A 26,303-nucleotide genomic window follows, 5' to 3' on the forward strand; every position below is an offset into this window, starting at 1 on the left:
AGCACCGCGCGGGCCGCCGGAGAACATCATGAGCTTTGCCGATTTCTGGTTGTTCCTGCAGCAAGGGGTGCTGTCAGGACTGGTGACGGGCAGCGTGTACGCGCTGCTGGCCGTCGCCGTCGTCATCATTTTCAAGACCACCGACGTGCCCAATTTCGCCCAGGGCGAAATCTTCATGGTGGGCGGCTACATCGCCCTGTTCCTGACGCTGGTGATGGGCTGGCCGTACCTGGCCGTCATCCCCGTGACGCTGGCCGCCGTCGCCATTGTGTCGGGCCTTTTCCAGCGTGTCGTGATGGAACGCGTTATTGCCTCGAAAGGCGTGGGCGTGCAGATGGTCATCGCCACGCTGGGGCTTGCCTATGCCCTGAAGGGGCTGGTGCGGCAGACCGGGCTGGGCGACACACCGCGCTCGCTGCCGCCGCTGGCCCCGACCGATGCCGTCATCATCGGCGACGCCGTGCTGACGCAGCTGGACATGGTGATCTTCGCCGTGGCGGTGGGCGTCATGCTGCTGCTGTTCGCGATGTTCACCTACACCCGCGTCGGCCGTGCCATGCGCGCCGTCGGCATGAACCCCAAGGCCGCGCGGCTGACGGGCGTGAACCTGACGCGCATCCGCATGATGGTGTGGGCGCTGTCGGGACTGATCTCGGCCGTGGCCGCGCTGCTGATCACGCCCAAGATTCTCATCACCCCGGACATCGGCCACATCGCCATCCTGGCCTACGCGGCCGCCATCGTGGGCGGCATCACCAGCCTGCCCGGCGCGGTGGTGGGCGGCTTCGTGATCGGCGTGGCCGAAAACCTGGTGGGGCTGTTCATTTCGACCAATGCCATCGTGGTCGCCCCGTTCGTGGCCATCATGGTCGTGCTGCTGCTGCGTCCGCAAGGTTTGCTGGGCGGCAAATTGCAGGTGAAGAAAGTATGAGCAACAAGATCGATCGCACCTTGCTGGCGCTGATGGCCGTGGCGCTTGCCGCCCTGCCCTTCGTGGCCAGCGGCTATGTCATCTACGTCGTCAACCTGTTGATGGTGTTCGTCGTGCTGGCGTTGGGCCTGCATCTGGTCATCGGCGAAACCGGGCAGTTCGCGCTGTCGCATGCCGCGTTCTACGGCGTGGGCATCTACACCGCCGGCCTCATCAACAATCTGTGGCATCCGCCGTTCTTCATCTCGATCATCGCGGGGGGCATGCTGGCCGCGGCGCTGGGCTATCTGATCGGCGCGCTGGCGCTGCGCATGCGCGACATCTATCTGGCGCTGTCGACCTTTGCGTTCGGCGAAGCCATGCAGTGGTTGTTCTTGAACTGGCAGTCGGTCACCAATGGATCGAACGGTTTCCGGATATCTCCGGCCACGCTGTTCGGCTACGAACTGGTGTCGGACCTGAAGGCTTATCCCTTCGTCGTACTGATCGCCGCGCTCTTGCTGTGGGCCACCATCGCCCTGTCGCGCTCGCAGCTGGGATCCGCCTTCCGCGCGGTACGGGAAAGCGATGTGGCCGCGCAGGCGATGGGGGTGAACGTCAACGCCATCAAGCGCACCGCCTTCACGCTGTCGGCGGCCTACGCCGGCATCGCGGGCGGCATGTACACCACCTTCGCGTCGTTCATCCATCCGGAAAGCCTGGGCTTCCAGACCACCATCCTGATCCTCACGATGGTAGTGGTGGGCGGCATCGGTTCGGTACGCGGGGCCATCGCGGGCGCGCTGGCGTTCGGGTTGATCTCGGAACTGCTGCGCCAGGCGCTGTCGTTCCAGGAAATCATTTACGGAGTCATCCTGATGGGCTTCATGATGTTCGCGCCCAAAGGCCTGTTCGCCGGCCGTGACGCGCGCCGCCGCGCACCGCCCCCGGCGGCGCCGCTGCCCGCCGCCGCGCGTTCTGGCGCAGGCGCCGCCAAGAGCGCCCAAAGGAGCGCGGCATGAGCGAACACCCCTATCTGGACGTGCAAGGCCTGACCGTGAAGTTTGGCGGTCTGACCGCCATCAACGGCCTGTCCATGCAGGTGGAGCGCGGGCGCATCCACGCGTTGATCGGGCCCAATGGCGCCGGCAAATCCACCACCTTCAATTGCATTTCGCGCTACTACCGCCCCAGCAGCGGCAGCATCCGGTTCAATGGCGCGGACATCACCAAAAAGAAGCCGCACGAAATGGCCGCGCTGGGCGTCGCCCGCACGTTCCAGAACCTGGAATTGTTCGGCGCGTTGAGCGTGCGTGAAAACGCGCTGCTGGGCACCTATGCCCATGGCGCCAACCGCGCAGGCAAGCTGCTGCGCCCGGCGGCGGCCGAATCGCGCGAGCGCGTCGAGCACCTGCTGGAACGCGTGGGCCTTTCGGACTTCATGGACACGCCGGCGTGCAGCCTGGACTTCGGCCGCCAGAAGATGCTGGAGCTGGCCCGCGCGCTGGCAATCTCGCCCAAGCTGCTGCTGCTGGACGAGCCGGCCGCAGGCCTGCGCAACCGCGAGATCGAAACGCTGGACCGCCTGCTGACCGAACTGTGCGAACGCGACGGCATCACGGTGCTGCTGGTGGAACACGTGATGCAGTTGGTGATGTCGATTTCCGACCGCATCACCGTCATGTCCTTCGGCGAGAAAATCGCGGAAGGCACGCCCGCGGAGGTGCGCAGCAACGCCCGCGTGATCGAAGCCTATCTGGGCAAGGGAGCCGCAGGTGGCTGACATTCTTTTGGAAATCGACGCGGTCTCGGCCGCCTACGGCAATATCCGCGCGCTGCAGGACGTGTCGCTGAAAGTGCCGCAAGGCGCCATCGTTGCGCTGCTGGGCGCCAATGGCGCAGGCAAATCCACCACGCTCAACGTGGTCTCGCGCCTGGTCGCGCCTACGGCGGGCAGCGTGCGCTTTGCGGGCGAGGCCATCCACCGCCTGGCGGCCGACGCCGTGGTGGGCCGCGGCATCGTGCAGGTGCCCGAAGGCCGCGAAATCTTCCGCGACATGAGCGTGCGCGAGAACCTGGAAATGGGCGCCTACCTGCGCCGCGATCGCACAGCGGTGAAGCAGGACCTGGACATGGTCTGCGACACCTTCCCGCGCCTGCGGGAACGGTTCGAGCAAAAGGCCGCGACGCTGTCCGGCGGCGAACAGCAGATGCTGGCCACGGGCCGCGCCATGATGGCGCGGCCGCGCATGATTTTGCTGGACGAGCCATCAATGGGTCTTTCGCCCCTGGTGGTCGAGCAGATTTTCGACATCGTGCTGCGGCTGAACCGCGAACAGGGCATCACCATCCTGCTGGTGGAACAGAACGTGAAGCTGGCGCTGTCGGTGTCCAGCTACGCCTACATCCTGGAAAACGGCGAGATCGCCCTGGAAGGCGAATCCGCCCGGCTCGCCAGCGACGAAGGCGTGCAGCGCGCCTATCTGGGCGCCTGACGCGCCGCGAAGGACAGACCATGACATCGATGATGCAAGACAAGCGGGTTCTCGTCACAGGCGCCGGGCGCGGCCTGGGCGCCACCATCGCGCAGGGCTTCGCCCGGCAGGGCGCGGCGGTCATCGTGGCGGATATCGACGCGGCGCTGGCCGCAGGCACCGCCCAGGCGATCCGCGAGGCGGGCGGCCGGGCCTCGGACGCCGTGCTGGACGTGACCGACGCCGACGCCGTCCGCGCTTTCGCGGCCCACTGCGCGGCGCGCCACGGCAATCTGGACATCCTGGTCAACAACGCCGGGATCTCGGCGCGCGCGCGGTTTGACGACCCGCAAACGCCCGCCATCTGGGACCGCGTCATGCAGGTCAACCTGCAAGGCACGTTCAACGTCACCCATGCATTTGTCGAGCAGCTCAAGGCCACGCGCGGCGTCATCGTCAACCTGTGCTCCATCGTGGCCTACGGCTGCGGCATCTCGACCGCGGGCTACGTGGTGTCCAAGGGCGGCGTGCGCTCGTTCACCGAAGTGCTGGCCCGCGACCTCGGCCCCCATGGCGTGCGCGTGAACGCGGTGGCGCCCGGCCTGATGGAGACCGAGATGACGGCGGGCCAGCGCGCGCAAGCCCACGGCACCGATTGGTACATGAACCGCGCCCCGCTGGCGCGCGTCGGTCGCGCGGACGAAATCGTCGGCCCCGTGCTGTTCCTGGCCTCGGACATGGCCAGCTATGTGAACGGCGTGGTGCTGCCCGTGGACGGCGGCTACCTGGCCGTATAAGGAGACATCATGGATCTGGGTACGGCATTGGTCACGGGAGGCGCCAGCGGCATGGGCCTGGCAATCGTCGAGCGCCTGGCGCGCGACGGCTTCAGCGTCGTGATGGCAGACCGCAACGGTGCGCTGGCGGAACAGGAATCCAAAGCGCTGCAAGCACTGGGGCTGACGGTTACGCACCGCGTGGTGGACCTGACCGACGAAGCCGCCACGCGCGCGCTGGTCCGCTCGCTTCCGCCCTTGGCCGCGTTGGTCAACAACGCCGGCCTATTCGACGAGCGCAAGTTCTTCGAAGTCGATTCGGACGATTACCGCCGAGCCTTCGACGTCAACCTGCTGGCGGTGGCAACGCTGACGCAGGAAGCCGCGCGCACCATGGCGGCGGGCGCCAAGGTCGTCAACATCGCATCGCGCGCCTATCTGGGCGCGAAGAACCATCCGCACTACGTGGCCTCGAAGGCCGCGCTGGTCGGCTACACCCGCGCCGCCGCGATGGAGCTGGCCGGGCGCGGGATACTCGTCAACGCCATCGCCCCGGGGCTTATCGACACGCCGCTCTTGCGCAACCTGACGCCGGAACGCCTGGCCGCGCAACTGGCGTTGCAGCCGACCGGCCGCGCGGGCCAACCGCAAGACATCGCCAATGCCGTGTCCTTCCTGGCCGCGCCGCACATGGATTTCATTACGGGCCAGGTCCTCTTCGTTGATGGCGGCAAATCGCTGGGCGGGTCGGGAGCATAAGCAGCATGGACAGCATCAAGTGGGACAAGGAAGTCGACGCGCTGGTGGTCGGCTCCGGTGCAGGCGGCATGGCGGCGGCGCTGACCGCGCACGCGGAAGGGCTGGACGTTTTGCTGGTCGAGAAGACCCACCGCATTGGCGGTTCGACGGCGATTTCCGGCGGCGCGCTCTGGATACCGTTGAACGCCCAGACCGACGCCGCCGGCCACCCCGACAACTTCGACAAGGTCTGGACCTATCTTGCGCAGACCGTCGGCGCCGCGGCGTCCGACGACATGAAGCGCGCGTATCTGGACGCCGGCCCGCGCATGATGGACTACCTGGTGTCGCGCGGCTTCCTGGACGTAGCCGCGCGCACCGCGTCGCCCGACTACTATCCTGATCTGCCGGGCGCGGCGCTGGGCGGCCGGTCGCTGGACCCGGTGGAATTCGACGGCCGCAAACTGGGCCGCCACTTCCGCACGTTGCGCGACCCGTTGAAGGAATTCACCGTGCTGGGCGGCATGATGGTCAACATCACCGATGTGCGCCACTTGCTTCGCGCCACGCGTTCCATGGCCTCCTGGCGCCACAGCATGAAGCTGGTGCTGCGCTTCGTGGCGGACCGCGTGCGCGGCTACCATCGTGGCACCCGGCTGCTGCTGGGCAACGCATTGGCCGCGCAACTGTTCCATGGCGTGATCACGCGTGGGGTCGAATACTGGCTGGACGCGCCTGTGCATGTCCTGCACCGCGACGCCGCGGGCCGCGTGCTGGGCGCATCGGTCAAGCGGGACGGAAAAACCTTGAACGTCCGCGCGCGGCGGGGCGTGGTGATGGCGACCGGCGGCTTTCCCTGGGACCGCGAGCGCCGCGCCCGCACCTATCCGCAACCCAGCGGCGACTGGTCCATGTCCCCACGCGACAACACCGGCGACGGCATCCGGCTGTCGGAGCAGGCGGGCGCCGCCCTGGGCGCCGGCTACGCCAGCCCCGCGTTCTGGGCGCCGATATCCATCCTGGAATCCGCCGATGGCAAGCGCCTGCATTATCCGCATCTGGTGTGGGACCGCGCCAAGCCCGGCCTGATTGCCGTGAACAGCGCGGGCAAGCGCTTCGTGAACGAATCCACGTCGTATCACGAGTTCGTGCAGGGCATGCAACGCAGCAACGAGACCGTGCCCAGCATCCCGGCGTTTCTTATCTGCGACCAGCGGTTCATCGATACCTGGGGGCTGGGCCTGGCGTTGCCGGGCGGCCGCCCCCGCCAGCACCTGATCGACGCCGGCTATCTGATCCAGGCGCCGACGCTGGCTGCATTGGCCACGAAGATCGGCGTGCCGGCCGACGCGCTGGAAGCCACCGTCGCGCGCTACAACACCTATGCCGCGCAAGGCCAGGACCCGGATTTCGGCAAAGGCGGCACCGCCTACAACCGCTATCTGGGCGACCCAGACCATCAGCCCAACCCTTGCCTGGCGCCGCTTGCCGCCGGCCCCTGCTACGCCGTCAAGGTCTACGCCGGCGACATCGGCACCGCCTGCGGCATCGCGGCGAACGCCAACGCCCAGGCCGTGGACGCCACGGGCGCGCCCATCCCCGGCCTGTATGTGGCCGGCAACGACATGCACTCCGTAATGGGCGGCGCCTATCCCGCCCCCGGCATCACGCTGGGCCCCGCCCTGACGTTCGGCTGGGTGGCTGGACAACACCTGGCCCATGCACAACACTGACGCCTCTCTACCGCCAAGGACCCCCCATGAAGATCTTCCACTCGCCTGCTTCGCCGTTCGTCCGTAAATGCATGGTCGTCGCGCATGAACTTGGACTGGCCGACCGCATCGAAAAGCTGCCCAGCGCCGCTGGCCCTGTTGCCCGTGACCAGACGATCATTCCCAGCAATCCGCTGGGCCAGGTGCCAACCTTCATCACCGACGACGACCAGTCGATCTTCGACAGCCGCGTGATCTGCGAATACCTGAACGCACTGGGCGGCGGCGCGCTATTTCCCGCCGACGGCACCCGCTGGCAGGTGTTGACTCAGCAATCGATGGCCGACGGCATGATGGGCGCCGCCTTGCTGGCGCGCTATGAAACCGCGCTGCGCCCCGAAGCGCTGCGCTGGGACGGCTGGATCGACGGCCAGTTGAGCAAGGTCCGCGACGGCCTGGCCCTGATCGAAAAACACGCCGCGTCGCTGCAAGGCCGGCTGGACATCGGCGTCATCACCATCGGCTGCGCGCTGGGCTACCTGGACTTCCGCTTCCCCGACCTGAACTGGCGCGACGGCCACCCCGCCACCGCCGCCTGGTACGAAGCCTTCAGCCAACGCCCGTCCATGCAGGCCACCAAGCCCTGACCGGTTTTGGGCTGGCGGCATGGCCGGGAAATCCCGCCGGAGTCCCGTCCCGCCGCCCGCCTGGTACGGCGCCGCCCCCCGGGACGCCGCCGCTCGGCCCCAGGCTTCGGCCTGGGGCTTTTTTTGCCTTGGGGGCAGCAAGCTCGCGCAGCGGGCGAAGCGTGGGGGCTTTTTTCGGCCTTCCCGTCCTGTTACAGTGAACTTGTCACCCGCTGGACAGACCAAACTTCTGGCCCACCACGACAGGGAGCCCCGCATGAACGTCGCTGCGATCTCCGCCATTCCTCGCGTTGCCGCGCCCTACCCGGCGCGCATCCCGATGCTGGACGATACCCGCCCCGCGTGGGAAGCCGAACGGGTGGCGCAAAACGCCGCTGCCCGCCAGGCCCAGCGCGCCGCGCAGGCCGCCACGGCCTGGGAAGCCCAGCGCGTCGCCCGCCTGCGCGACGCCGACCCGCCCGCAGCCTTCGGCGTCTTCGCCCGGAATGCCCATGTGGGCGCCGATGCGCCGCGCCTGCCGCCTGCACCGCACACTCACGTGGACGCCTTGCGCGACCAGTACGCCGATGCGCGCATGCGTCGCGCCGTCGACGATTTCTCGGCACAGCCGGATCCGCTGGCGCAACGCGCCGGCAGCGCCAACGACCTGGGCACCATCGAAGGCCTGACGCCGCTGCAACCGTACCGGGTCGCGATGGGCAATCCGCAGGTGCAGGAATGGCAAGCCGCCGTGGCCATGAAGGCCGCCAGCGCCGCCGTGCCCGCCGTGGCCAACATCGGCGCCACCGAGAACGTCACCGACAACGCCCGCTACCGGTCCGGCTTCGCACCCGACACGCGCTGACCACCCTTGCCGCCCACCGCGCCCGCCATCGCGGCGCGGCGCCCCAAAAGAAAAAGCCGCCTGTTTCCAGGCGGCTCTTTTTTTGTCGGCCGACGTTCAGGCCCGCACGATCAGTGGAAGAATTCCGCGATCATCGTCGCGCCCATGAACGTGCCGGCGTTGGCGGCCAGGGACACAACCACGATCTTCCAGCCCAGCTTGCGGAACGCAGGCAGATCTTTCAGGATCGACAGACCGGCCATGGCCAGGATGACGGTGGTGAACGGCAGGAAGTTCACCTTGCCGACGGCAGCGATGATCTGGTCCGAGTACGGCAGCACGCCGGGGCAGCCCGCCGTCATGGCGATCAGCGACAACACGGCAACGGCCGGCAGCTTGGGCACCACGCGCAGGATCAGGTCGGTCAGGACCACCAGCAGGATAATGATGCCCATGCCGGGCAGCGCGTCCATGAACGGCACGTTGTAGCCCAGGCGGTTGCCCACCAGCGCGAACAGGCCGCAAACCATATAGGCGGTCAGGCGGTCACCGAAGCCCATTTTTGCGCCATGCGCCGGCACGTCTTCGGACACGCTGTCGTCGACCTTGGCTTCCGAGGCCTTGCCGCGCGCGAAGCGGCCCAGCACGGGTTCCAGCTTGCCGTACAGGAAGATGGTCGTGGGCAGCGAGATGAACAGCGTGAAGTACACGCCGACCACGGTCGTCAGCAAGTTGGCGGCAGCGGCCAGCGCGGCCACTTGATGCGCCATTTCCGGCGTCTGCTGCGAGGCGATGGCGCCCACGCCGGCCGCCATCATGCTGCCCGAGCCCACGCCGGCGCCCATGGCGAGCGAACGCGGATCAAAGATGTTCAGGCTGGTGATGAAGCCGGCCATCAGCGCGACGAACAGCGCGCCGATCACCGTGCCCGTGATGTACTCGGCCATCACGCCGCGGCCTTCCGGCGAATTCATGCCGTAGCGTTCGCCGATGATGGCCAGGCTGGGCTCGCGGCCCACCGAGAAGGTAGCGCCGATGGCTTCGCGCTTGATGCCCAGCAGCAGGGCCAGCGGCAAGCCGATGACCATCGTGCCGAAGAAGTGGCCGAATTCCTGGAACACCAGGGCCCAACCGGCTTCGCGCACCTGCGGCAGCGATCCACCGACCATCAGGCCCAGCTTCGCCAGGAACGGCAGCAGGGCGTATTGCAGATAGCCGCTGATGCGGGTCTGCATGGCCTTGTCGATGCCCGAACCTGCCGGCAGGCGCTGGCCGAACGCGGCCACGATGGCGCCGATGAAGATCGCCCAAAGCATCGGTTGCAGAACGATCTTGCCCGGGCCCACCGCGAAGGTGACGCTGCCGATCGCTTCGGAAATACCGACCACCAGCAAAATGGCGGCCAGCATGCGAATGCGGGCGGATAGCGGCATGGAGGGCGCGGCCAGGCTGACGCTGGCGTGAGACATCGAATTCCCCTGATGAACGTGAATAAGTTTTCGTAGCGGCGCGCCGGCGCATGACGACGGCGGCGCGGGCAGCAGGCGCGATTTTCGCCCGGCGGCCTTGCGGGCAACCATGACACCACCTGCGCATTAGCGTTGCGTAAAATGCAACGGACAGCCTTTTCCTGGGAAAATTTTGCAAGGTATCCGATATTTTACGGGTAAACCCCAGGTCGACGCTGTGGATATCCCGCCGCACTCCGCTTTGAAGAGCCCCGCCATGGATGAAAAACTCGACGCCCGCCGCACCCACTATTTCATGCAGGTCATGAGCCGCGGATCGGTGCGCGGCGCCGCCGAAGTGCTGGACATGGACCCGTCAGCCGTCAGCCGCGCCATCGCCGCGCTGGAACGCGACTGCGGCATGGCGCTGTTCGAGCGCCGCGGGCGCGGCGTGGTGCCCACCGACGCCGGCCATATCCTGGCCCGCTACGTGAAACGCCAGCAGAACATCCAGGAGAGCTTCTTTTCCGAGATCGACAGCCTGCGCAAGGCCGAACGGGGCCATATCGACCTGGTGTTGGGCGAAGGCTTCGTTGAACTGATGTTCGACCGCGTGCTGCCCGGCTACTGGCGCAGCCACCCCGAGGTCACGCTGGATATCGACGTGGCCCGCACCTCCGAGATCGTGCAGCGCATCGTGGACGACCGCGCCTATATAGGGTTGGTGTTCCAACCGCCCAATGATGCCCGCCTGCGCACCCATTACTCGCGCCCCGAACCCATTCGCGCCATCGTGCGCCAGGACCATCCGCTGACCCGGCTGAACCGCCCCCTGCTGCTGACCGATCTGGCCGACCATCCGGGTGCGTCCATGCAGGAGGGGTTTGGCGTGCGCCAACATATACAGGCCGCCGAGATCAGCGAGCAGGTGCGATTGCGCAATGTGCTCACGACGTCTTCGTTCAAGGCGCTATGGCAATTCGCCGCGGCCGGCATCGGCTATGCGCTGACGCCCCCCATCGCCGTCACCGCGGACATGCGGGCGCAGCGGCTGGCCAGCCTGCCGTTGGCCAACCCGATCCTGAACCAGGGCAGCCTGCATGTGCTGAGCCGCGCGGGGCGTCATATCTCGCCCGCCGCCCGCGAATTGCTGGACCATATCGTCCGGGGCATCGGCGCGCCCGGGGCGCCCTCGTCTGATATGGTCGGTTGACGCGGATCTGCCTCTGTCTGCGAAGGGCGGCACGGCCTACAGTGCCCACTCCCCTTTATCCGCCAGGAGGCGCATATGCTTAGTTTCCTGCGCACGGTCCGCTCCGTGCTCTGGGGTTTTTTCGGCGTCCGCCGCGGCCGCGGCTATCAGGCCGACATCGCCCACAACAAACCCGGCCCCCTGATCGCCACCGGGCTGCTATTGGCCGCGTGCCTGGTGGTTATCCTGGTCTTCGTGGCGCGTTGGGCCGTGAATGCGGCGCTGTAAGCGCCCCAGACTCAGCGTGGGGGCCCCTTCCCCCGCCGGGCCGCCCCAAGGGGGAAGCGCCCCCTCGGGGGGCAGCAAGCGCGCGAAGCGTGCGCAGCGTGGGGGCCTTATTTCCATATTACGAGAATGACTTAGACGCTGATGTCTGCTGCCTGTTACGGTTATGAATCCCCTTTTCCCGCCGCACGGCGCCGGGCGTGAAGGGACTCAGACCGAGAAGACTTCAAGGGCAGTAGACATGTACGTGTATGACCCCGTCGACCAGCAGCTTGTCGAGCAGCGTGTGGCGCAGTTCGCCGATCAGACGCGCCGCTTCCTCGACGGCCAGCTTACCGAAGATGAATTCCGCGTTCTGCGCCTGCAGAACGGCCTGTACATCCAACGCCACGCGCCCATGCTGCGCGTGGCCATCCCCTACGGCATGCTGGCGTCGCGCCAACTGCGTACCCTGGCGCACATCGCGCGCAAGTGGGACCGCGGCTATGGCCACTTCAGCACCCGCCAGAACATCCAGTTCAACTGGCCCCGCCTGGAAGACGTGCCGGACATCCTGGCGGAACTCGCCACCGTCCAGATGCACGCCATCCAGACCAGCGGCAACTGCATCCGCAACACCACGACCGACCACTTCGCCGGTGTCGCGCCGGACGAACTCGTCGACCCGCTCGTCTGGTGCGAGATCATTCGCCAGTGGTCCACGCTGCACCCGGAATTCGCCTTCCTGCCACGCAAGTTCAAGATCGCCGTCAGCGGCGCCGTGCAAGACCGCGCGGCGGTCGGCGTGCACGACATCGGCCTGCAAGCCGTTGAACGCGACGGCAAGCTGGGCTTCCGCGTCTGGGTGGGCGGTGGCATGGGCCGCACGCCCATCGTCGGCAAACTGATCAACCCCTTCGTCGAATGGCAAGACCTGCTGACCTACATGCAGGCCGCGTTGCGGGTCTACAACCTGCACGGCCGCCGCGACAACAAGTACAAAGCGCGCATCAAGATCCTGGTCAAGGACCTGACGCCCGAGGTCTACGCAAAGCAGGTCGATGAACAATGGCAGCTCATCAAGGGCGGCCCCGACACCATCACCCAGGAATTCGTCGACAGCATCAAGGCCCGCTTCGTCTGGCCGCAATACGACGCTGCCGCCGCCACCGACGCCGACAACACCGACGCGCTTGCCGCCGACGACAAGCGCTTTGCGCGCTGGCTGCGCACCAACGTGCACGCGCACAAAGTCGCGGGCTACGCCGCCGTCACCGTTTCGCTCAAGCCCACCGGCGTGCCGCCCGGCGACATCACCGCCGACCAGATGGACGCCGTGGCCGACCTGGCCGACGCCTATGGCTTCGGCGAACTGCGCGTCTCGCACGAGCAGAACCTGATCTTGGCCGACGTGCGCCGCGCGCAGTTGCACGAGCTTTGGCAGAAGCTGGAAGCGCTGAACCTGGCCACGCCCAACATCGGCCTGTTGACCAACATCATCGCCTGTCCGGGCGGGGACTTCTGCGCCCTGGCCAATGCGGTTTCCATCCCTGTCGCCGAAGCCATCCAGCGCCAATTCGACGACCTGGATTACCTGTTCGAGATCGGCGAACTGGACTTGAACATCTCGGGTTGCATCAATTCCTGTGGCCACCACCATGTGGGGCACATCGGCATCCTGGGCGTCGATAAGGCGGGCGAAGAGTGGTATCAGGTCACGCTGGGGGGCCGCCAGAACGGCGCCGCCAAGCCCCTGCCCGACCTGGAATCCACGCGCGGCGGCGGTGCCGCCGTGGGCCGCATCATCGGCCCGTCGTTCGCCCGCGACCAGGTGCCCGGCGTGGTCGACCGCCTGATCCGCACCTATCTGGGCCTGCGCGACAGCGAAATCGAACGCTTCATCGACGTGGTGGACCGCGTCGGCATCGACCCCTTCAAGCAGGACGTATACGCCGATCCCGCCTTCGCCAAACCCGCACAAAGCGCCGAGCCCGCCCATGCCTGACCTGTACGCCCACGACGCTCCCGGCCCGCACCTGATCCTTGACGGCCGCCTGCAAGCCGACACGGCGCGGCCGTTCGTTCCCGAACCGGAAGTCGCCGCCGAAGGCCAGGTGCCCAGCGACGAACCCGGTTGGATCGTGCCCCTTTCTGTCTGGAAAGCCTCCCGCGCGACCTTGCGCCGCCATCGGCACCCCGTCGCCGTGCGACTGGAACCCGATGCCGACCTGCGCGAACTGGCCGAGCCCGACGGCACGCTGGACCCCGCCGGCATCGCCTTCATCGCGGTGGACTTCCCCAACTACACCGACGGCCGAGGCTATTCGCTGGCCCAACTGCTGCGCACCCAGTACCAATGGACGGGCGAACTGCGCGCGGTGGGCGACGTGATGATCGACACCATCCACTACCAGGCGCGCGTGGGCTTCAACAGCTTCCTGGTCAAGGCCGGGCACGACCCGAAGAAGGCGCTGGACGCGTTCAACACCTTCACCGTGCACTACCAGAAGACGTACCGGGCGCCGCCCCCGGCAGCCGCCTGACCTCGTCCTGCGCCAGCTGGCCGCGGATCAATTCCGCGATGCTGCGCTGGCGCGGCGCCTGCATCCGGTCGATCAGGCTGGACACGCTGACCGCCAGGCGCGGGTAGCCGCCCGCGTCGCACAACGCCACGCCCACGCCCAGCACACCCGGCACCGCGGCGTTGCCCACCACCGACCAGCCCCGATCCCGCGTGTTCTCGACCAACCGCCGCATCTGCACGCCGGTCATGCCGCCGTAGGCGCGCAGCGCCTGCTCGTTTTGCGCCACGACCTCATCGGCTTCGGCCGGCGGCAACGCCGCCAGCAGCGCCAGCCCCGCCGCCCCCACGCCCAGGGGTTGACGGTGCCCGACCGTCACCGCCAGCACCTGCACCGGGTAGTTGCCCACTTCGCGGTGCAGGCATAACGAATCGTTCGCCGCCCGGCAGATGAGGAACGCGGAATCGCCGGTCACATCGCTGATCTGGCGCAGCACCGGGCGCAGCCCGCGCACCGCCTGCGCGTGCGGATCGCCCGCCATCATCACGCCCAGTTCCGCGATGCGCCAACGCGGCGCCTCGGATTCGCGCAGCGCATATCCCTCCTCCACCAGCACATCCAGGTAGCGATAGGCGGTGGACCGCTGCATGCCCGCCGCCCGCGCAATGTCCACCACGTGCAGGCCCGCAGCCCCCGCCTGGCGCAATACGCCCAACACCCGCAAGCCGCGGCGCAGCACGACGGGTCCCGATGCTTCCAGATCCGGCTTGTTCATATTTTGGACACGTTGCGTTGATGACCGCCCTATCAAAGCCCAATATGAAATCGGGCAGACAAAGATCTGTCCAAATATTAGACAAACAGGACGGAGACAACAATGAAGACACTTACCAGACGGCTGGCGGCCCTGGCGACGGCCCTGGGCGGCGCGCTGACCCTCGGCGCCCCTGCCCTTGCGGCCAAGCCGTATCCCGAACGGCCCGTGACCCTTGTCGTGGGCTACGCCGCAGGCGGCGCCACCGACATCGTCGCCCGCCTGATGGCCAAGTCGCTGTCGGAAGCGCTGGGCCAGACGTTCGTGGTCGAAAACAAGACCGGCGCCAACAGCAACATCGGGGCGGAAATCGTGTCACGCGCCACGCCCGACGGCTACACGCTGTACATGGGGTCCATCGCCAACACGATCAACCGCACGTTGTACAGCCAGCTGAACTACGACTTCATCAAGGATTTCAAGCCCATCGGCCTGGTGGCGACCATCCCCAACATCCTGGTCGTCAACCCCAAGGTGCCGGTCAAGACCGTGCAGGAATACATCGCCTACGCCAAGCAGCACCCCGGCAAGCTGACGTGCGCGTCGTCTGGCAGCGGCTCGTCCATCCACCTGTCGTGCGAACTGTTCAAGATGGAAACGGGCGCCGACATCCTGCATGTGCCGTACCGCGGCAGCGGCCCCGCCGTGGCCGACCTGCTGGGCGGCCAGGTGGATTCCATGTTCGACAACCTGCCATCGTCGCTGCCCCACGTGCAGGCCGGCAAGCTGCGCGCCATCGGCGTCACGTCGCCCCAGCGGCTGCCGTCCACGCCCGACGTGCCCACGCTGGCCGAATCCGGCTTGCCCGGCTTCGACGTGGAATCGTGGTTTGGCCTGGTCGCGCCCGCCGGCACGCCCGCGCCTGTCATCGCGCGCCTGAACGAAGCGCTGAACCAGGCGCTGGCCAGCCCCGCGCTGCAGGCCTCCTATCAACAGTCCGGCTTCTATGCGCCCGCCCAGCCCAATACGCCCGAGACCTTCGCGAAAAAGATCGATAGCGAAATCGGCAAATGGGGCGCCGTCGTCAAACGCGCCGACCTCAAGGCCAACTAAGGCCCGCCAATACCCAAGGAGCACAGGTGTACCCGATCGATTTCTTTTTCCGCGCGGCCGAGCAGTATCCCGAACGCGTCGCGCTGGACGGCCCCGAAGGCGCCGTCACCTATGCGCAACTGGCGGCCGACACACGGGCGTTGGCGGCCGCGCTACAGCGCCTGGATCCCGAGCCGCAGAGCCGGGTCGCCATCTGCGCCGGCAACTCGGCGCGGCATATCCTGGCGCTGCTGGCCGTGTTGGCCAGCGGCAAGGTCTGGGTGCCGCTCAACTATCGCAGCACCGCGCGCGAGATCGGCCGCATCCTGGATGCCACCGAACCTTCCATCGTCATCGTCGACCACGCCGGCGAGCCCTTGGCGCCGCCGTCGAACAGCGCCCGGATCAACCTGGAAGCCGGCCAGGCAAGCCCGCCGCGTGGCGGCAGCGAAGACGGCGGCGGCCTGCGCCTGGACGCGTTGCTGCGGGAATACGCCGGCCAGGAGCCGGTGCGCCACGCGCTGTCCCGCGACGCCACGCAAGCCATCAAATTCACGGGCGGCACCACGGGCCTGCCCAAGGGCGTGATGCAGCCCTACCGCGCCTGGAACGCCGGCATCATCAACCAGATCGCCAGCTGGGCGCTGACCCGCGACGACCGCTACGTGGTGTCGGCCCCCATCACCCACGGCACGGGCACCTATCTCTTGCCCGTGCTGGCCTGCGGCGGCGCGCACCTGCTGCTGGACACCGTCACCCCCGCGACCATCACGGCAGCATTTCGCGAGCGCGGCGGCACCTTGAGCTTCATGCCGCCCACGCTGATCTACATGATCATGGCGCAGGACGGCGTGTCGCGCGCGGACTTTCCCGCCCTGCGCAACCTGATCTACGGCGGCGCGCCCATGCCACCCGAAAAGATCGATCGCGCACGCGACTTCTTCGGCCCCGTACTGGGCACCACCTACGGGCAGACCGAGGCGCCCCAGATCGCCACCGTGCTGCGCCCCGCCGACCTGGAGGCACCGCAGAACCGCGCCTCTGTCGGCCGCGCGACCTGGCTGTCGGACGTGGCCATCATGGGCCCCGACGGCGCGCTACTGCCGCGCGGCGAGATCGGCGAAGTCGTGGTGCAGGGCGACCTGACGATGACGGGTTATTGGCGCCTGCCGGAAAAGACCGCCGAAACCCTGGTCGACGGCTGGCTGCATACCGGCGACACCGGCCTGATCGACGCGCGCGGCTACCTGTTCCTGAAGGACCGCCTGCGCGACGTCATCATCACCGGCGGTTTCAACGTCTATCCCGTGGATGTCGAGAACGCGCTGTCCTCGCACCCCGCCGTGTATGAATGCTCGGTCTTCGGGCTGCCGGACGACAAGTGGGGCGAAGCCGTCCACGCCGCCGTGCAGTTCCACCCCGGCGCGCAGGCGGACGCCGATGCGCTCAAGGCCCACGTGCGCGCCTTGCTGGGCCCGGTGGCCACGCCCAAGCAATTCCATATCCATGACAGCCTGCCACGCTCCAGCGTCGGCAAGGTCCTGAAAAACGCCGTGCGCGACGCCGCGCAAAAGGAGACGCCATGAACACGCCCGAAACCCGCCTTTGCGCCCATCACCTGACCGGGATGTCGTACCGCGACGTCGACCTGGTCGAAGACCTGATCGGCAAGAAGACCTTTACCGAAGTCATGATCATGCAAATCCTGGGCCGCGACGCGCGCCCGGTGGACATGCGCATCGTCGACGCCGTGCTGGTGACGCTGATGGAGCACGGCATGACGCCCAGCGCCATCGCCACGCGCCTGATCTACATGAGCGCGCCGGAAAACCTGCAAGGCGCGGTGGCCTCGGGCCTGATGGCGGTGGGCAGCCAGTTCGTCGGCACCATGGAGAACTGCTCGCGGCTGCTGGACCGCATCAAGCAGGCGGCGGATGGCCGGACGGAAGCGCTGGCCATCGCGCGTGAATTCCGCGAACAGCGCCGCGCGTTGCCCGGCTTCGGGCACCACCTGCACAAGCCCGACGACCCGCGTTCGATCAAGCTGCTGGCGCTGGCCGAGGCCGAGCCGGACCTGGACGGCGCATCGGTGAAGGCCCTGCGTCTGCTGGCCGCGGCCGTGGACGAGACCTATGGCAAACACATCACCATCAACGCCACGGGCGCAGTGGCAGCGCTGCTTAGCGAGATCGGCGTGCCGACCGACCTGATGCGCGGATTCGCCGTGATCTCGCGCGCGGCCGGGCTGGTGTCGCACGTGGCGGAAGAACAGCAGAGCCCGTCGGGCCGCTATATCTGGGAAACCATCGACCACGCCATCCCGTACGTGGGCAAGGGCAAGACCCATCAACAAGACGGCGGGGACTCCGCATGACGGCCGCCGCCGCCGACACGCGCCTGGCGGGCAAGATCGCCCTGGTGGCCGGAGCCGGCGCGTCGGCCACCGGCTGGAGCATCGGCAAAGCCAGTTGCGTGACCCTGGCGCGGCAAGGCGCGGCCATCGTGGCGCTTGACGCCCATCTGGCCGCCGCGGAAGACGCCGCGCATGAAGTGGAGCAGGCGGGCGGCAGCGCCTTGCCGGTGCAGGCGGACGTGGCCGATCCCGACGCGATGCAGGCCGCGGTGGATGCCGCGCTGCGCCGCTACGGGCGCATCGACATCCTGCAAGCCAACGCCGGCATCGGCAAAGTGGGCGGACCGGAAGAGATCTCGCTGGAAGACTGGGACCGCATCCAGCAAGTGAACGTGACCAGCCTGCTCATCGCCACGCGCCTGCTGGCGCCCTTGATGCGCGCGCAAGGCGGCGGCGCGATCGTCACGGTGTCGTCCATCGCGGGCATCCGGTACACCGGTTACCCGCACTTGGCCTACAGCGTCAGCAAGGCCGCCGTGATTCACTTCGCGCGCATGGCGGCCCAGCAATACGCCGCCGACGGCATCCGCGTGAACACCGTCATCCCGGGCTTGATCGATACGCCTCGCGTGGCGAAAAACGTGGCGCGGATGTTCGACCCGGACAACCTTCAGGCGGCCCTGGCCGCGCGCGACAAGCAGGTGCCGATGGGCCGGATGGGCACCCCCTGGGAGATCGCGAAAGCGGTGGCGTTCCTGGCCTCGGACGAGGCGTCCTATATCACCGGCACGGAACTGCTCGTGGACGGCGGATTGACGGGCAAATACGCCTGACGGCCCCGCCGCCAGGCGCGGCGCCGCTTACCAGGAGGTGGAGTAGGCGCCGGGGAACTGCTTGGCCACGAACGCCTTCACTTCATCGGATTGGTACGCCTTGATGAACCGCGCGATGCGCGGATCGTTCTTGTTGTCTTCGCGCGCGGCGATCACCACCGCCGCGAACGGCGCGTCCTTGCTTTCCAGCGCCAGCGCATCCTTGGCGGGCGACAGGCCGGCCGGGATGGCGTAGGCCGAATTCACGGCGGCCGCGTCCACGTCGGACAGCGAATGTGGCAACTGCGCCGCTTCGATTTCGATGAACTTCAGGTTCTTGGGATTTTCGACCACGTCGAACAGCGACGCCGTCACCGTCACGCCGTCCTTCAACTTGATCAGCTTGGCGGCCTGCAACACCAGCAACGCGCGGGCGCCGTTGGTCGGGTCGTTCGGAATCGCCACCTTGCCGCCCTGCGGCAGCGCATCCAGCGACTTCACGCGCTTGGAATAGATGCCCATCTGCTGCACCACGGCGGTCGCCACCGGCACCAGCTTGTAGCCGCGCGCCTTGTTCTGCGAATCCAGGAAAGGCTTGTGCTGGTAGATGTTCAGGTCCAGCTCCTTGGCGTCCAGCGCCGCGTTCGGCTGGATAAAGTCGCTGAACTCGATCAGCTTTACTTTCAGGCCGTCTTTGGCCGCCACCTGCTGCACCACTTCGCCGATCTGCGCATGCGGACCGACGGTCACGCCCACCTTCAGTTCGGCGTCCTGCGCCATGGCCGGGCCGGCGGCAATACTGATCAACGAGGCAAGAACGGCCAGGGAATGGCGAAGGCGCATGGTGGGGCTCTACGGAAAGAAAGAATGACCCGCGATTCTAGTGACGGCGCTTCAAAACCGGAAGCCATGAATATTCATATTGATATGCCCAAAACCATATAAGGCGCACGGCCATGACAAGCCCGCGCCATGCGGACACAATAGCGGCTGCATTCATTCATCACGCCAACGCCATGCCCACGTCCAACGACCTCCACCCGCAGGCCCGCGCCCTGCTTGCCGATCACTATGCCGCCGTCGATGCGGACCTGCCCGCGTTGCTTGACCTGCTGTTCGCGCGCAGCGCCGGCGAAGACTGGCACAAGGCCGGCACCTTCAAGCATCACCTGCTGGGCGTGTACCGCACGCTGACGCTATGGGACCAGCCGCGCGAAGTGCGCCTGCTGGGCCTGTTCCACAGCGTCTACGGCAATGAATACGTGGACCTGACGCTGTTCGACCGCGAACGCGAGCGCTCTACCTTGCGCGACGTGCTGGGCACGGAAGCTGAAGAATGGGTCAGCCTGTTCTGCGCGATGCCGCGCACGAAATTCGTGCAGGCGGTGCTGCAAGGCCAGGGCGCAGGCAACGACGGGATGACGCTGGAAGGCGCCGACGGCCAGGTCTTCACCCTGACGCCGCGCCAGGTCGCCGCCTTCATCGTGGTGTCCGCCGCCGACATCGGCGAACAATGGCACAGCTGGCAGGACGAGATCTTCGCCGGCTATCCGCAGCAGCAGCGCCGTGACCTGAAGACGAACTGGGCGTCGTCGCTGTGGCCCGGCCCGTTGAAGCCGCCGTCGAACATCCTGTCGATGCTCTCGCACCTGCTGGCGCCGCTGCCGCGCATGCCCGCCGACACGGGCATCCCCGTGCCGCCCGCGTTCGACCAGTGCCGTGCCACGCTCAGCCCGCGCGACGAAGCCGCCGCCAGCGCGCTGTACTGGCAGGTCATCACGCGCATGCATCCGCTGACGGAAATGGACAGCGCCCGCCATCTGCTGGAAGCCGCGGTCGCGCACAATCCGTGGGTGGGCGAACCCCGGCTGCTGCTGGCGCAGCTGGCGCTGACGTCGGGGGATTTCGACGCGGCCGAGCAGCATGCGGCCGCCGGCCTGGCGGCCTTGCAGGCATGGGGCACAGCGTGGGACAAGCGCATCGAATGGGCAGGCTGGATGGCCTGGGCCCGCATCGAACTGCAGAACGCCCGCGCGCGCCAATGGCCGGAAAACCTGGCGGCGCTGAACGGGCTGGGGCTGGTGCAGTGAGCCGGTGGCAATGAGCCGGTGGCAATGAGCGGGCTGCAATGAGCGGGCTGCAATAGGCCAGCGCAACGGGGATCCTGCGGGATCCCTACTTCATGCCTTCCCAGTGCGGACCGGGCACGACGATGTCGAACAGTTCCAGCACGCGCGCCACCGTGTGGTCGACCATCTCTTCGATGGAGGCCGGCCGGTGGTAGAAGGCGGGCAGCGGCGGAAACACGATGCCGCCCATTTCGGTCACGGCGGTCATGTTGCGCAGGTGCGCCAGGTTGAAGGGCGTTTCCCGCACCATCAGCACCAGGCGCCGGCGTTCCTTCAGGGTGACGTCGGCGGCGCGCGTGATGAGGTTGTCGGACAGGCCGTGGGCCACGGCCGCCAACGTGCGCATCGAGCAGGGCACGATCACCATGCCCGCCGTCTGGAACGCGCCGCTGGCCAGCGTGGCGCCCACGTCGCGCACGGAGTGCACGTGGTCGGCCAGCGCGTAGATGTCGTGGCGGCCAACATCCAGTTCATGCTTGATGTTCAGCACGCCGGACGCCGACACCACCAGATGCGTCTCGACATCGTCCACGCCGCGCAGCGCTTGCAGCATGCGCACCGCGTAGAGCGCGCCGGTGGCGCCCGTGATGCCGACGACCAGTCGCCGCATGGGCGGCTTAGGCCGTGGCGCCGGATTGCTCCAGCAGCGTCTTCAGTTCACCGGATTCGTTCATCTCGTTCATGATGTCCGAACCGCCGATGAACTCGCCCGCCACGTACAGCTGCGGGATGGTGGGCCAGCTGGAGAATTCCTTGATGCCCTGGCGGACTTCGTCGTCTTCCAGCACATTGACGGTAACCAGCTTCTTCACGCCACAGCCCTTCAGGATCTGGATGGCCTTGCCGGAAAAGCCGCATTGCGGGAATTGGGCGGTGCCCTTCATGAACAGCACGACGGGGTGCTGGGTCACGGTTTCGCGGATGAATTCTTGAACGTCGCTCATGGTGGTCTCTTGGACAGGCATAACGGAATACGCCAATTATAGGTACAGCCGGCGAAACCGCCCGGATTACCCGGATGCGGCGCCGGCCTATGCCGGGAATTCAGGGGCAGAATCTGTAACAGAGCGCGCGGATCAACGTCCGGCGGACCGCCAGCGCCCGCCCGAAATCCGTTCGATTCCGGCCAGGTCTTGCCGGCTGCGCACCTCTTCGAAGCCGGCCTCGGCCAGCAGGCCACGCACCGCCTGCGCCTGGTCCCAGCCGTGCTCCAGCCACAACGATCCACCCGGTTTCAGGTGCCGGCCGGCCCCCGCCACGATGCGGCCCAGGTCTTCCAGCCCGCCCGCGCCGTCGGTCAGCGCGCCGCGCGGCTCGAAACGCAGGTCGCCCTGGTCCAGGTGCGGGTCGTCGCTGGCCACATAGGGCGGATTCGACACGATCAGGTCGAAGCCCTCGCCCGCCGGCACGGCGCCGTACCAGCTGCCTTCCACGAAACGCACCGACGCGGTCAGGTCCCAGGCGTTGCCGGCGGCCACCGCCAGCGCGGCCGCGCTGACGTCCGAGGCCATCACCCGCGCATCGCGGCGGGCCAGCGCGATCGATATCGCGATGGCTCCGCTGCCCGTGCCCAGGTCCAGCACGGCGGGGCCCGCCACGCCAGCCACGCATTCCAGCGCGGTCTCCACCAGCACCTCGGTATCCGGACGCGGGATCAGCACATCGGGCGTCACGCGGAACCGGTGACCCATGAACTCGCGGTGGCCCAGCAGATAGGCCATGGGCTCTCCGGCCAGGCGCCTCGCCAGCAATGCCTCGTAGGCCGCCGCCACCGCGGGATCCAGCGGATCGGTGTCGTGCGCCAGCAGCCACGCGCGCGGTTTGCCCAGCACGTGCTCCAGCAGCATGCGCACTTCCAGGCGCGGCAGCCGGGTGTCGGCCAGCAGACTGTTGAGCAGGGGCGTGGTCATGGCGCGCGGCTCAGATGTCGTCGCCCAGGGCCGCCAGCTGCTCGGCCTGGTGTTCGGCGATCAGCGCGCCGGTCAGCTCTTCCAGATCGCCTTCCATGATCTGCTGCAGCTTGTACAGCGTCAGGTTGATGCGGTGGTCCGTCACGCGGCCCTGCGGGAAGTTATAGGTGCGGATGCGCTCGGAACGGTCACCCGTGCCGATCAGGCTCTTGCGCTCGGCGGCTTCCTTGCTTTGCCGTTCGCGGGTTTCCTTGTCTTTCAGGCGCGCGGCCAGCACCTGCATGGCCTTGTCCTTGTTGCGGTGCTGCGAACGGTCGTCCTGGCATTCCACCACCAGGCCCGTGGGCAAGTGAGTGATGCGCACGGCCGAATCGGTCTTGTTGATGTGCTGGCCGCCGGCGCCGCTGGCGCGGAACGTGTCGATGCGCAGGTCGCTGGGGTTGATGACGATTTCCGACATCTCGTCGGCTTCCGCCATGATGGCCACGGTGCAGGCCGACGTGTGGATCCGGCCCTGCGCTTCGGTCGCGGGCACGCGCTGCACGCGATGCGCGCCGGATTCGAACTTCAGGCGGCCATAGGCGCCATCGCCGTCGATACGCGCGATCACTTCCTTGTAGCCACCCAGTTCCGAGGGGCTTTCCGACATCAGTTCGACGCGCCAGCCGCGCGTTTCCGCGTAGCGCGTGTACATGCGCAGCAGGTCGCCCGAGAACAGGGCGCTTTCGTCGCCGCCCGTGCCCGCGCGGATTTCCAGGAACACGCTGCGGCCGTCATTGGGGTCGCGCGGCAGCAGCAACAGTTGCAATGCGCTTTCCAGGCCTTCCAGCTTGCCGCGACCCGATTTGATCTCGTCTTCCGCCATGGCCTTCATGTCGGGATCGGACAGCATTTCCTGGGCAGTCGCCAGGTCTTCCTCGGTCCGGGCAAAAGCCGTGAAGGCCTCAACCACGGGTTCCAGCTCGGCGCGTTCGCGCGAGAGCTTGCGGAAACGGTCCATATCGGACGCGGTTTCCGGTTGGGCCAGCAACGCGTCCACCTCGGTCAGGCGGTTACACAGATGCTCCAGCCGGCTGCGCATGGAAGATTTCATGGGGGAATGACCAAAGAAAAGACAGGAATAGCGGGCGCCCACAAGACGAACGCCCGCCAGGAGGCGGGACGTGGGACAGATTCGCTAACGGCGGGAGTCGCGGCCGGGGAACAGGCGCGGCATCCAGGCAAGCAACTGCTTGCGGTCGTCGCCTTCGCTGCGGTTCAACGCCGCCAGCGGGCCGTGCAGGTATTTTTGCGTCAGCCCGTGCGCCAGCTGTTCCAGCACGGCTTCGGGCGATTCGCCGCGCGCCAGCAAACGGCGCGCGCGTTCCAGTTCGGCGGCGCGGACGTCTTCGGCGGCCTGGTGCAGGTCGCGGATGACGGGCACCACTTCGCGGGATTGCATCCAGTGCATGAAGCCCTGGACGCGAGTTTCGATGATGGCTTCGGCCTGCACGACGGCGGCGCGGCGCGCGTCGGTGCCGGTCTGCACCAGGCGGCCCAGGTCGTCCACCGAGTACAGGTAGACGTCGTCCAGGCGGCCGACTTCGGGTTCGATATCGCGCGGCACGGCCAGGTCGATCATGACCATCGGGCGGTGACGGCGCAGGCGCGTGGCCCGTTCCACCATCCCCAGCCCGAGGATGGGCAAGGAGCTTGCCGTACAGGACACGATGACGTCGAATTCCGACAGCCGTTCGGTCAGGTCGGACAGCTTCATGGTGCTGGCCGAAAAGCGATTGGCCAGGATTTCGGCGCGTTCGGCGGTGCGGTTGGCCACGACCATGCTGCGTGGGCGTTGCGCGGCAAAGTGCGTGGCGCACAATTCAATCATCTCGCCCGCGCCGATGAACAGCGTGCGGGCCTGGTCCAGATTGCCGAACACGCGTTCGGCCAGGCGGACGGCGGCGGCGGCCATGGACACCGACTGCGCACCGATGGCGGTTTGCGACCGCACTTCCTTGGCGACCGAGAAGGTGCGCTGGAACATCTGATGCAGCAAGGTGCCCAGCGATCCGGCTTCGCCGGCGGCGCGCACGGCGTCCTTCATCTGGCCCACGATCTGGGTTTCGCCCAACACCATGGAATCCAGGCCGCTGGCCACGCGGAAGGCGTGACGGACGGCGTCGTCTTGATGATGGCGGTACAGGTGCGGGCGCAGCGTGCCGGCGTCCAGGCGGTTGTGTTCAGCCAGCCAGGCGGGCAGTTGATCGGCAACGTGGCCGTCAGCGGCGCAGTAGATTTCGGTGCGGTTACAGGTGGACAGAATGGCGGCTTCGCGGACCGAGCCGCCAAACGCCGAACGCAGGCCTTCCAGCGCGGGCTTGACCAGATCGACGGGCATGGACACGCGTTCGCGGACCGAAACCGGCGCGGACGTGTGATTCAGACCGAAGGCAAGGACAGCTACCGACATGAGTTAGCGTGAAGAACTGCCACCAAGAGAACTGCCACCAAGAACAATGCGTTACGTGCAAATAGGTGCGAAAGAGTGCGAAAGGCGAACCTGCAACATGCCCCTGCCCGTAACAGCAGACCGTTCAAGATTATACCCCTGCGGGTTATCCCCAGGCCAATCTGCCCCCCTGCCGCGACCCTGCGCCGCACCCATCCGTGCCATTCACCCAACACTTGGCGCAAGTGCGCCTGCCAAAAGGGATGGAGGATTTTTCCGCGCTGGCTGGCGCACGGCCAGAAATTTGTGTATAGTTGCGGACTTCGTTGGCCTGGTAGCTCAGTCGGTAGAGCAGAGGATTGAAAATCCTTGTGTCGGTGGTTCGATTCCGCCCCAGGCCACCAAAAGAATTATTGGGGTTGCGGTAGCCAACAGGCAGCCAATACCAAACCCCAAAAAAAGCCCAGCCCCGCGCTGGGCTTTTTGCAAAGCGTACCTGTTCAGGTATTGGCCTGGTAGCTCAGTCGGTAGAGCAGAGGATTGAAAATCCTTGTGTCGGTGGTTCGATTCCGCCCCAGGCCACCAACCCCATCTTGCAGCAAACTCCCACGCACCAAAACGCTGAAAATCAGCGCCGTAGACACGACGCCTCCTCGTCGAGGCCTCAACGCGTCCCTTTACATTCGATGTAGTCGAAAATCCTGTCGCGGTCTTCCATCGCGAACGCTGACCACTCAACCCTCACGCCTTGCCCTCAGCCTTGCGCAGGGCGGCGGCGCGGCGTTTGGCAAAATGGGCTGAAGCCTCTTCGTTGGGCACGGCCGGGCGCGTGTCGCTCAAGGCTTCCTGCACTTTGGCACGAAACCAAGCGTCGTGCGCGGCGGGGTCCACGGCAAAATTGAACGGCAGCGCGCCTTCGTTGGCCACGCGGGTCAAGAGAATACGCACGGCGTCCGACACGGTGAGCCCCATGTTGTTGAGGACTACCGTCGCGCGTTCTTTCAGGACCGGGTCGATGCGGGTTTGAACCAGGGCAGTGGCAGGCATGACAGGCCTCCTATTGGAATGAACTTGGGATCGTTCGATTGCAATTCAATTGAATTACACAAAACCATCATCGCCCGCCTTTCGCGAAGCCCTCGCGGACTTTTGGCGCGAACTCGTGAAATTGCGGGCCAGACGGACGTAAACCCATTGCAGGGTAAAATCTCCCCTGCTCCGGGGTGCACGCCAGTGCTGAGATTCAGACCCGCGAACTTGACCCGGTTCATGCCGGCGTAAGAAGAGCATTCGCCTTGCCAGGCCGCGCCGATGCG

Annotated in this window: 27 protein-coding genes, 2 tRNA genes and 1 riboswitch; of the genes, 20 read left to right on the top strand and 9 right to left on the bottom strand. The window is 66.7% G+C overall.

Annotated features, from left to right (window positions below):
* Positions 1–28: 28 nt before the first annotated feature.
* The 9 genes from CQ050_RS20725 (at position 29) to CQ050_RS20765 (ending at position 8,101) form a co-directional block, all read left to right on the top strand.
* Positions 29–931, top strand: coding sequence for a branched-chain amino acid ABC transporter permease (locus tag CQ050_RS20725; RefSeq protein ID WP_105558716.1), 903 nt, complete (start codon positions 29–31; stop codon positions 929–931).
* The gene (locus CQ050_RS20730; RefSeq protein ID WP_105558717.1) at positions 928–1,932 is read left to right on the top strand and encodes a branched-chain amino acid ABC transporter permease; all 1,005 of its coding nucleotides are present in this window, start codon (positions 928–930) and stop codon (positions 1,930–1,932) included. Before CQ050_RS20725 ends, CQ050_RS20730 begins: the two co-directional genes overlap by 4 nt.
* On the top strand, positions 1,929–2,693 hold the full coding sequence (locus tag CQ050_RS20735; protein ID WP_105558718.1) for an ABC transporter ATP-binding protein: 765 nt from the start codon (positions 1,929–1,931) through the stop codon (positions 2,691–2,693). The genes CQ050_RS20730 and CQ050_RS20735 overlap by 4 nt, the downstream gene beginning before the upstream one ends.
* Complete coding sequence (locus tag CQ050_RS20740) at positions 2,686–3,405, top strand: ABC transporter ATP-binding protein (protein ID WP_105558719.1); 720 nt, start codon at positions 2,686–2,688, stop codon at positions 3,403–3,405. The genes CQ050_RS20735 and CQ050_RS20740 overlap by 8 nt, the downstream gene beginning before the upstream one ends.
* Before the next feature lie 20 nt (positions 3,406–3,425).
* Entirely contained in the window at positions 3,426–4,181 is a 756-nt protein-coding gene (locus tag CQ050_RS20745; protein ID WP_105558720.1) for an SDR family NAD(P)-dependent oxidoreductase, read from the top strand.
* Between the two features lie 9 nt (positions 4,182–4,190).
* Positions 4,191–4,919: an SDR family NAD(P)-dependent oxidoreductase gene (locus CQ050_RS20750; protein WP_105558721.1), complete on the top strand. Its 729-nt coding sequence runs from the start codon at positions 4,191–4,193 to the stop codon at positions 4,917–4,919.
* A gap of 5 nt (positions 4,920–4,924) precedes the next feature.
* A complete protein-coding gene (locus CQ050_RS20755; RefSeq protein WP_105558722.1) occupies positions 4,925–6,631 on the top strand; it encodes an FAD-binding protein in 1,707 nt (568 codons plus the stop codon).
* A gap of 26 nt (positions 6,632–6,657) precedes the next feature.
* Positions 6,658–7,257 carry a glutathione S-transferase gene (locus tag CQ050_RS20760; protein ID WP_105558723.1) on the top strand — a complete coding sequence of 200 codons (600 nt, stop codon included), beginning with the start codon at positions 6,658–6,660 and terminating at the stop codon, positions 7,255–7,257.
* A 256-nt stretch (positions 7,258–7,513) separates the two neighbouring features.
* A complete protein-coding gene (locus CQ050_RS20765; protein WP_105558724.1) occupies positions 7,514–8,101 on the top strand; it encodes a hypothetical protein in 588 nt (195 codons plus the stop codon).
* 110 nt (positions 8,102–8,211) lie between these two features.
* Here the strand turns inward: CQ050_RS20765 and CQ050_RS20770 are convergent, their stop codons facing one another.
* On the bottom strand, positions 8,212–9,549 hold the full coding sequence (locus tag CQ050_RS20770; protein ID WP_105558725.1) for a DUF3100 domain-containing protein: 1,338 nt from the start codon (positions 9,547–9,549) through the stop codon (positions 8,212–8,214).
* Positions 9,550–9,805: 256 nt separating this feature from the next.
* Here CQ050_RS20770 and CQ050_RS20775 point away from each other — a divergent pair, with 256 nt between their 5' ends.
* From CQ050_RS20775 to CQ050_RS20790, 4 genes are all read left to right on the top strand, one after another.
* Entirely contained in the window at positions 9,806–10,741 is a 936-nt protein-coding gene (locus tag CQ050_RS20775) for a LysR family transcriptional regulator (protein WP_105558726.1), read from the top strand.
* 75 nt (positions 10,742–10,816) lie between these two features.
* Complete coding sequence (locus CQ050_RS20780; protein WP_105558727.1) at positions 10,817–11,008, top strand: DUF2970 domain-containing protein; 192 nt, start codon at positions 10,817–10,819, stop codon at positions 11,006–11,008.
* A gap of 238 nt (positions 11,009–11,246) precedes the next feature.
* Positions 11,247–12,989 (top strand): nitrite/sulfite reductase, encoded by a 1,743-nt coding sequence (locus CQ050_RS20785; protein WP_105558728.1) that lies wholly within the window; start codon positions 11,247–11,249, stop codon positions 12,987–12,989.
* Positions 12,982–13,527 (top strand): DUF934 domain-containing protein, encoded by a 546-nt coding sequence (locus CQ050_RS20790; RefSeq protein ID WP_105558729.1) that lies wholly within the window; start codon positions 12,982–12,984, stop codon positions 13,525–13,527. Before CQ050_RS20785 ends, CQ050_RS20790 begins: the two co-directional genes overlap by 8 nt.
* Here CQ050_RS20790 and CQ050_RS20795 read toward each other — a convergent pair.
* On the bottom strand, positions 13,475–14,281 hold the full coding sequence (locus CQ050_RS20795) for an IclR family transcriptional regulator (RefSeq protein ID WP_105558730.1): 807 nt from the start codon (positions 14,279–14,281) through the stop codon (positions 13,475–13,477). The two genes, CQ050_RS20790 and CQ050_RS20795, sit on opposite strands and share 53 nt — an antisense overlap.
* Before the next feature lie 102 nt (positions 14,282–14,383).
* On the opposite strand from CQ050_RS20795, the gene CQ050_RS20800 reads away from it, so the two are divergent.
* From CQ050_RS20800 to CQ050_RS20815, 4 genes are read left to right on the top strand one after another with little or no spacing between them, the layout of a single operon-like run.
* Positions 14,384–15,373 (top strand): tripartite tricarboxylate transporter substrate binding protein, encoded by a 990-nt coding sequence (locus CQ050_RS20800; protein WP_105558731.1) that lies wholly within the window; start codon positions 14,384–14,386, stop codon positions 15,371–15,373.
* Positions 15,374–15,399: 26 nt separating this feature from the next.
* The gene (locus CQ050_RS20805; protein WP_105558732.1) at positions 15,400–16,938 is read left to right on the top strand and encodes a class I adenylate-forming enzyme family protein; all 1,539 of its coding nucleotides are present in this window, start codon (positions 15,400–15,402) and stop codon (positions 16,936–16,938) included.
* Positions 16,935–17,726, top strand: a complete 792-nt coding sequence (locus CQ050_RS20810; protein WP_105558733.1) for a citryl-CoA lyase — start codon at positions 16,935–16,937, stop codon at positions 17,724–17,726. The genes CQ050_RS20805 and CQ050_RS20810 overlap by 4 nt, the downstream gene beginning before the upstream one ends.
* Positions 17,723–18,538, top strand: a complete 816-nt coding sequence (locus CQ050_RS20815) for an SDR family NAD(P)-dependent oxidoreductase (protein WP_105558734.1) — start codon at positions 17,723–17,725, stop codon at positions 18,536–18,538. Before CQ050_RS20810 ends, CQ050_RS20815 begins: the two co-directional genes overlap by 4 nt.
* 27 nt (positions 18,539–18,565) lie before the next feature.
* Here the strand turns inward: CQ050_RS20815 and CQ050_RS20820 are convergent, their stop codons facing one another.
* The gene (locus tag CQ050_RS20820; protein WP_105558735.1) at positions 18,566–19,360 is read right to left on the bottom strand and encodes a MetQ/NlpA family ABC transporter substrate-binding protein; all 795 of its coding nucleotides are present in this window, start codon (positions 19,358–19,360) and stop codon (positions 18,566–18,568) included.
* A gap of 173 nt (positions 19,361–19,533) precedes the next feature.
* Between CQ050_RS20820 and CQ050_RS20825 the strand changes: the two genes are divergently transcribed.
* The gene (locus CQ050_RS20825) at positions 19,534–20,607 is read left to right on the top strand and encodes a tetratricopeptide repeat protein (RefSeq protein WP_105558736.1); all 1,074 of its coding nucleotides are present in this window, start codon (positions 19,534–19,536) and stop codon (positions 20,605–20,607) included.
* A gap of 85 nt (positions 20,608–20,692) precedes the next feature.
* On the opposite strand, the gene CQ050_RS20830 is transcribed toward CQ050_RS20825, so the two are convergent.
* The 5 genes from CQ050_RS20830 to hemA form a co-directional block, all read right to left on the bottom strand.
* On the bottom strand, positions 20,693–21,256 hold the full coding sequence (locus tag CQ050_RS20830; RefSeq protein WP_105558737.1) for a UbiX family flavin prenyltransferase: 564 nt from the start codon (positions 21,254–21,256) through the stop codon (positions 20,693–20,695).
* Positions 21,257–21,263: 7 nt separating this feature from the next.
* A complete protein-coding gene (gene grxD / locus CQ050_RS20835) occupies positions 21,264–21,590 on the bottom strand; it encodes a Grx4 family monothiol glutaredoxin (RefSeq protein WP_006227137.1) in 327 nt (108 codons plus the stop codon).
* A 132-nt stretch (positions 21,591–21,722) separates the two neighbouring features.
* Complete coding sequence (prmC, locus tag CQ050_RS20840) at positions 21,723–22,556, bottom strand: peptide chain release factor N(5)-glutamine methyltransferase (RefSeq protein WP_105558738.1); 834 nt, start codon at positions 22,554–22,556, stop codon at positions 21,723–21,725.
* Positions 22,557–22,566: 10 nt separating this feature from the next.
* Complete coding sequence (gene prfA / locus CQ050_RS20845) at positions 22,567–23,649, bottom strand: peptide chain release factor 1 (RefSeq protein WP_105558739.1); 1,083 nt, start codon at positions 23,647–23,649, stop codon at positions 22,567–22,569.
* Between the two features lie 84 nt (positions 23,650–23,733).
* Positions 23,734–25,008 (bottom strand): glutamyl-tRNA reductase, encoded by a 1,275-nt coding sequence (hemA, locus tag CQ050_RS20850; protein ID WP_006216078.1) that lies wholly within the window; start codon positions 25,006–25,008, stop codon positions 23,734–23,736.
* 307 nt (positions 25,009–25,315) lie between these two features.
* On the opposite strand from hemA, the gene CQ050_RS20855 reads away from it, so the two are divergent.
* Together CQ050_RS20855 and CQ050_RS20860 are read left to right on the top strand one after the other, a co-directional pair.
* A tRNA-Phe gene (locus tag CQ050_RS20855) sits at positions 25,316–25,391 on the top strand.
* 105 nt (positions 25,392–25,496) lie between these two features.
* Positions 25,497–25,572 (top strand) — tRNA-Phe (locus CQ050_RS20860).
* A gap of 156 nt (positions 25,573–25,728) precedes the next feature.
* On the opposite strand, the gene CQ050_RS20865 is transcribed toward CQ050_RS20860, so the two are convergent.
* Positions 25,729–26,034 carry a type II toxin-antitoxin system RelB/DinJ family antitoxin gene (locus tag CQ050_RS20865; RefSeq protein ID WP_105558740.1) on the bottom strand — a complete coding sequence of 102 codons (306 nt, stop codon included), beginning with the start codon at positions 26,032–26,034 and terminating at the stop codon, positions 25,729–25,731.
* Positions 26,035–26,196: 162 nt separating this feature from the next.
* Positions 26,197–26,288, top strand: a riboswitch (TPP riboswitch).
* Positions 26,289–26,303 lie beyond the last annotated feature (15 nt).

The organism is Achromobacter sp. MYb9 (genome assembly GCF_002975275.1).
Classification (GTDB): domain Bacteria; phylum Pseudomonadota; class Gammaproteobacteria; order Burkholderiales; family Burkholderiaceae_B; genus Achromobacter.

Bases quoted from the DNA above. Each gene is read 5' to 3' on its own strand.
- CQ050_RS20755 (WP_105558722.1), top strand. From the start codon at position 4,925: ATGGACAGCATCAAGTGGGACAAGGAAGTCGACGCGCTGGTGGTCGGC.
- CQ050_RS20725 (WP_105558716.1), top strand. From the start codon at position 29: ATGAGCTTTGCCGATTTCTGGTTGTTCCTGCAGCAAGGGGTGCTGTCA.
- CQ050_RS20735 (WP_105558718.1), top strand. From the start codon at position 1,929: ATGAGCGAACACCCCTATCTGGACGTGCAAGGCCTGACCGTGAAGTTT.
- CQ050_RS20815 (WP_105558734.1), top strand. From the start codon at position 17,723: ATGACGGCCGCCGCCGCCGACACGCGCCTGGCGGGCAAGATCGCCCTG.
- CQ050_RS20770 (WP_105558725.1), bottom strand. From the start codon at position 9,549: ATGTCTCACGCCAGCGTCAGCCTGGCCGCGCCCTCCATGCCGCTATCC.
- CQ050_RS20730 (WP_105558717.1), top strand. From the start codon at position 928: ATGAGCAACAAGATCGATCGCACCTTGCTGGCGCTGATGGCCGTGGCG.
- CQ050_RS20760 (WP_105558723.1), top strand. From the start codon at position 6,658: ATGAAGATCTTCCACTCGCCTGCTTCGCCGTTCGTCCGTAAATGCATG.
- CQ050_RS20745 (WP_105558720.1), top strand. From the start codon at position 3,426: ATGACATCGATGATGCAAGACAAGCGGGTTCTCGTCACAGGCGCCGGG.
- CQ050_RS20800 (WP_105558731.1), top strand. From the start codon at position 14,384: ATGAAGACACTTACCAGACGGCTGGCGGCCCTGGCGACGGCCCTGGGC.
- hemA (WP_006216078.1), bottom strand. From the start codon at position 25,008: ATGTCGGTAGCTGTCCTTGCCTTCGGTCTGAATCACACGTCCGCGCCG.
- CQ050_RS20825 (WP_105558736.1), top strand. From the start codon at position 19,534: ATGCCCACGTCCAACGACCTCCACCCGCAGGCCCGCGCCCTGCTTGCC.
- CQ050_RS20775 (WP_105558726.1), top strand. From the start codon at position 9,806: ATGGATGAAAAACTCGACGCCCGCCGCACCCACTATTTCATGCAGGTC.
- prfA (WP_105558739.1), bottom strand. From the start codon at position 23,649: ATGAAATCTTCCATGCGCAGCCGGCTGGAGCATCTGTGTAACCGCCTG.
- CQ050_RS20830 (WP_105558737.1), bottom strand. From the start codon at position 21,256: ATGCGGCGACTGGTCGTCGGCATCACGGGCGCCACCGGCGCGCTCTAC.
- CQ050_RS20820 (WP_105558735.1), bottom strand. From the start codon at position 19,360: ATGCGCCTTCGCCATTCCCTGGCCGTTCTTGCCTCGTTGATCAGTATT.
- prmC (WP_105558738.1), bottom strand. From the start codon at position 22,556: ATGACCACGCCCCTGCTCAACAGTCTGCTGGCCGACACCCGGCTGCCG.
- CQ050_RS20865 (WP_105558740.1), bottom strand. From the start codon at position 26,034: ATGCCTGCCACTGCCCTGGTTCAAACCCGCATCGACCCGGTCCTGAAA.
- CQ050_RS20790 (WP_105558729.1), top strand. From the start codon at position 12,982: ATGCCTGACCTGTACGCCCACGACGCTCCCGGCCCGCACCTGATCCTT.
- grxD (WP_006227137.1), bottom strand. From the start codon at position 21,590: ATGAGCGACGTTCAAGAATTCATCCGCGAAACCGTGACCCAGCACCCC.
- CQ050_RS20780 (WP_105558727.1), top strand. From the start codon at position 10,817: ATGCTTAGTTTCCTGCGCACGGTCCGCTCCGTGCTCTGGGGTTTTTTC.
- CQ050_RS20785 (WP_105558728.1), top strand. From the start codon at position 11,247: ATGTACGTGTATGACCCCGTCGACCAGCAGCTTGTCGAGCAGCGTGTG.
- CQ050_RS20795 (WP_105558730.1), bottom strand. From the start codon at position 14,281: ATGAACAAGCCGGATCTGGAAGCATCGGGACCCGTCGTGCTGCGCCGC.
- CQ050_RS20750 (WP_105558721.1), top strand. From the start codon at position 4,191: ATGGATCTGGGTACGGCATTGGTCACGGGAGGCGCCAGCGGCATGGGC.
- CQ050_RS20810 (WP_105558733.1), top strand. From the start codon at position 16,935: ATGAACACGCCCGAAACCCGCCTTTGCGCCCATCACCTGACCGGGATG.
- CQ050_RS20765 (WP_105558724.1), top strand. From the start codon at position 7,514: ATGAACGTCGCTGCGATCTCCGCCATTCCTCGCGTTGCCGCGCCCTAC.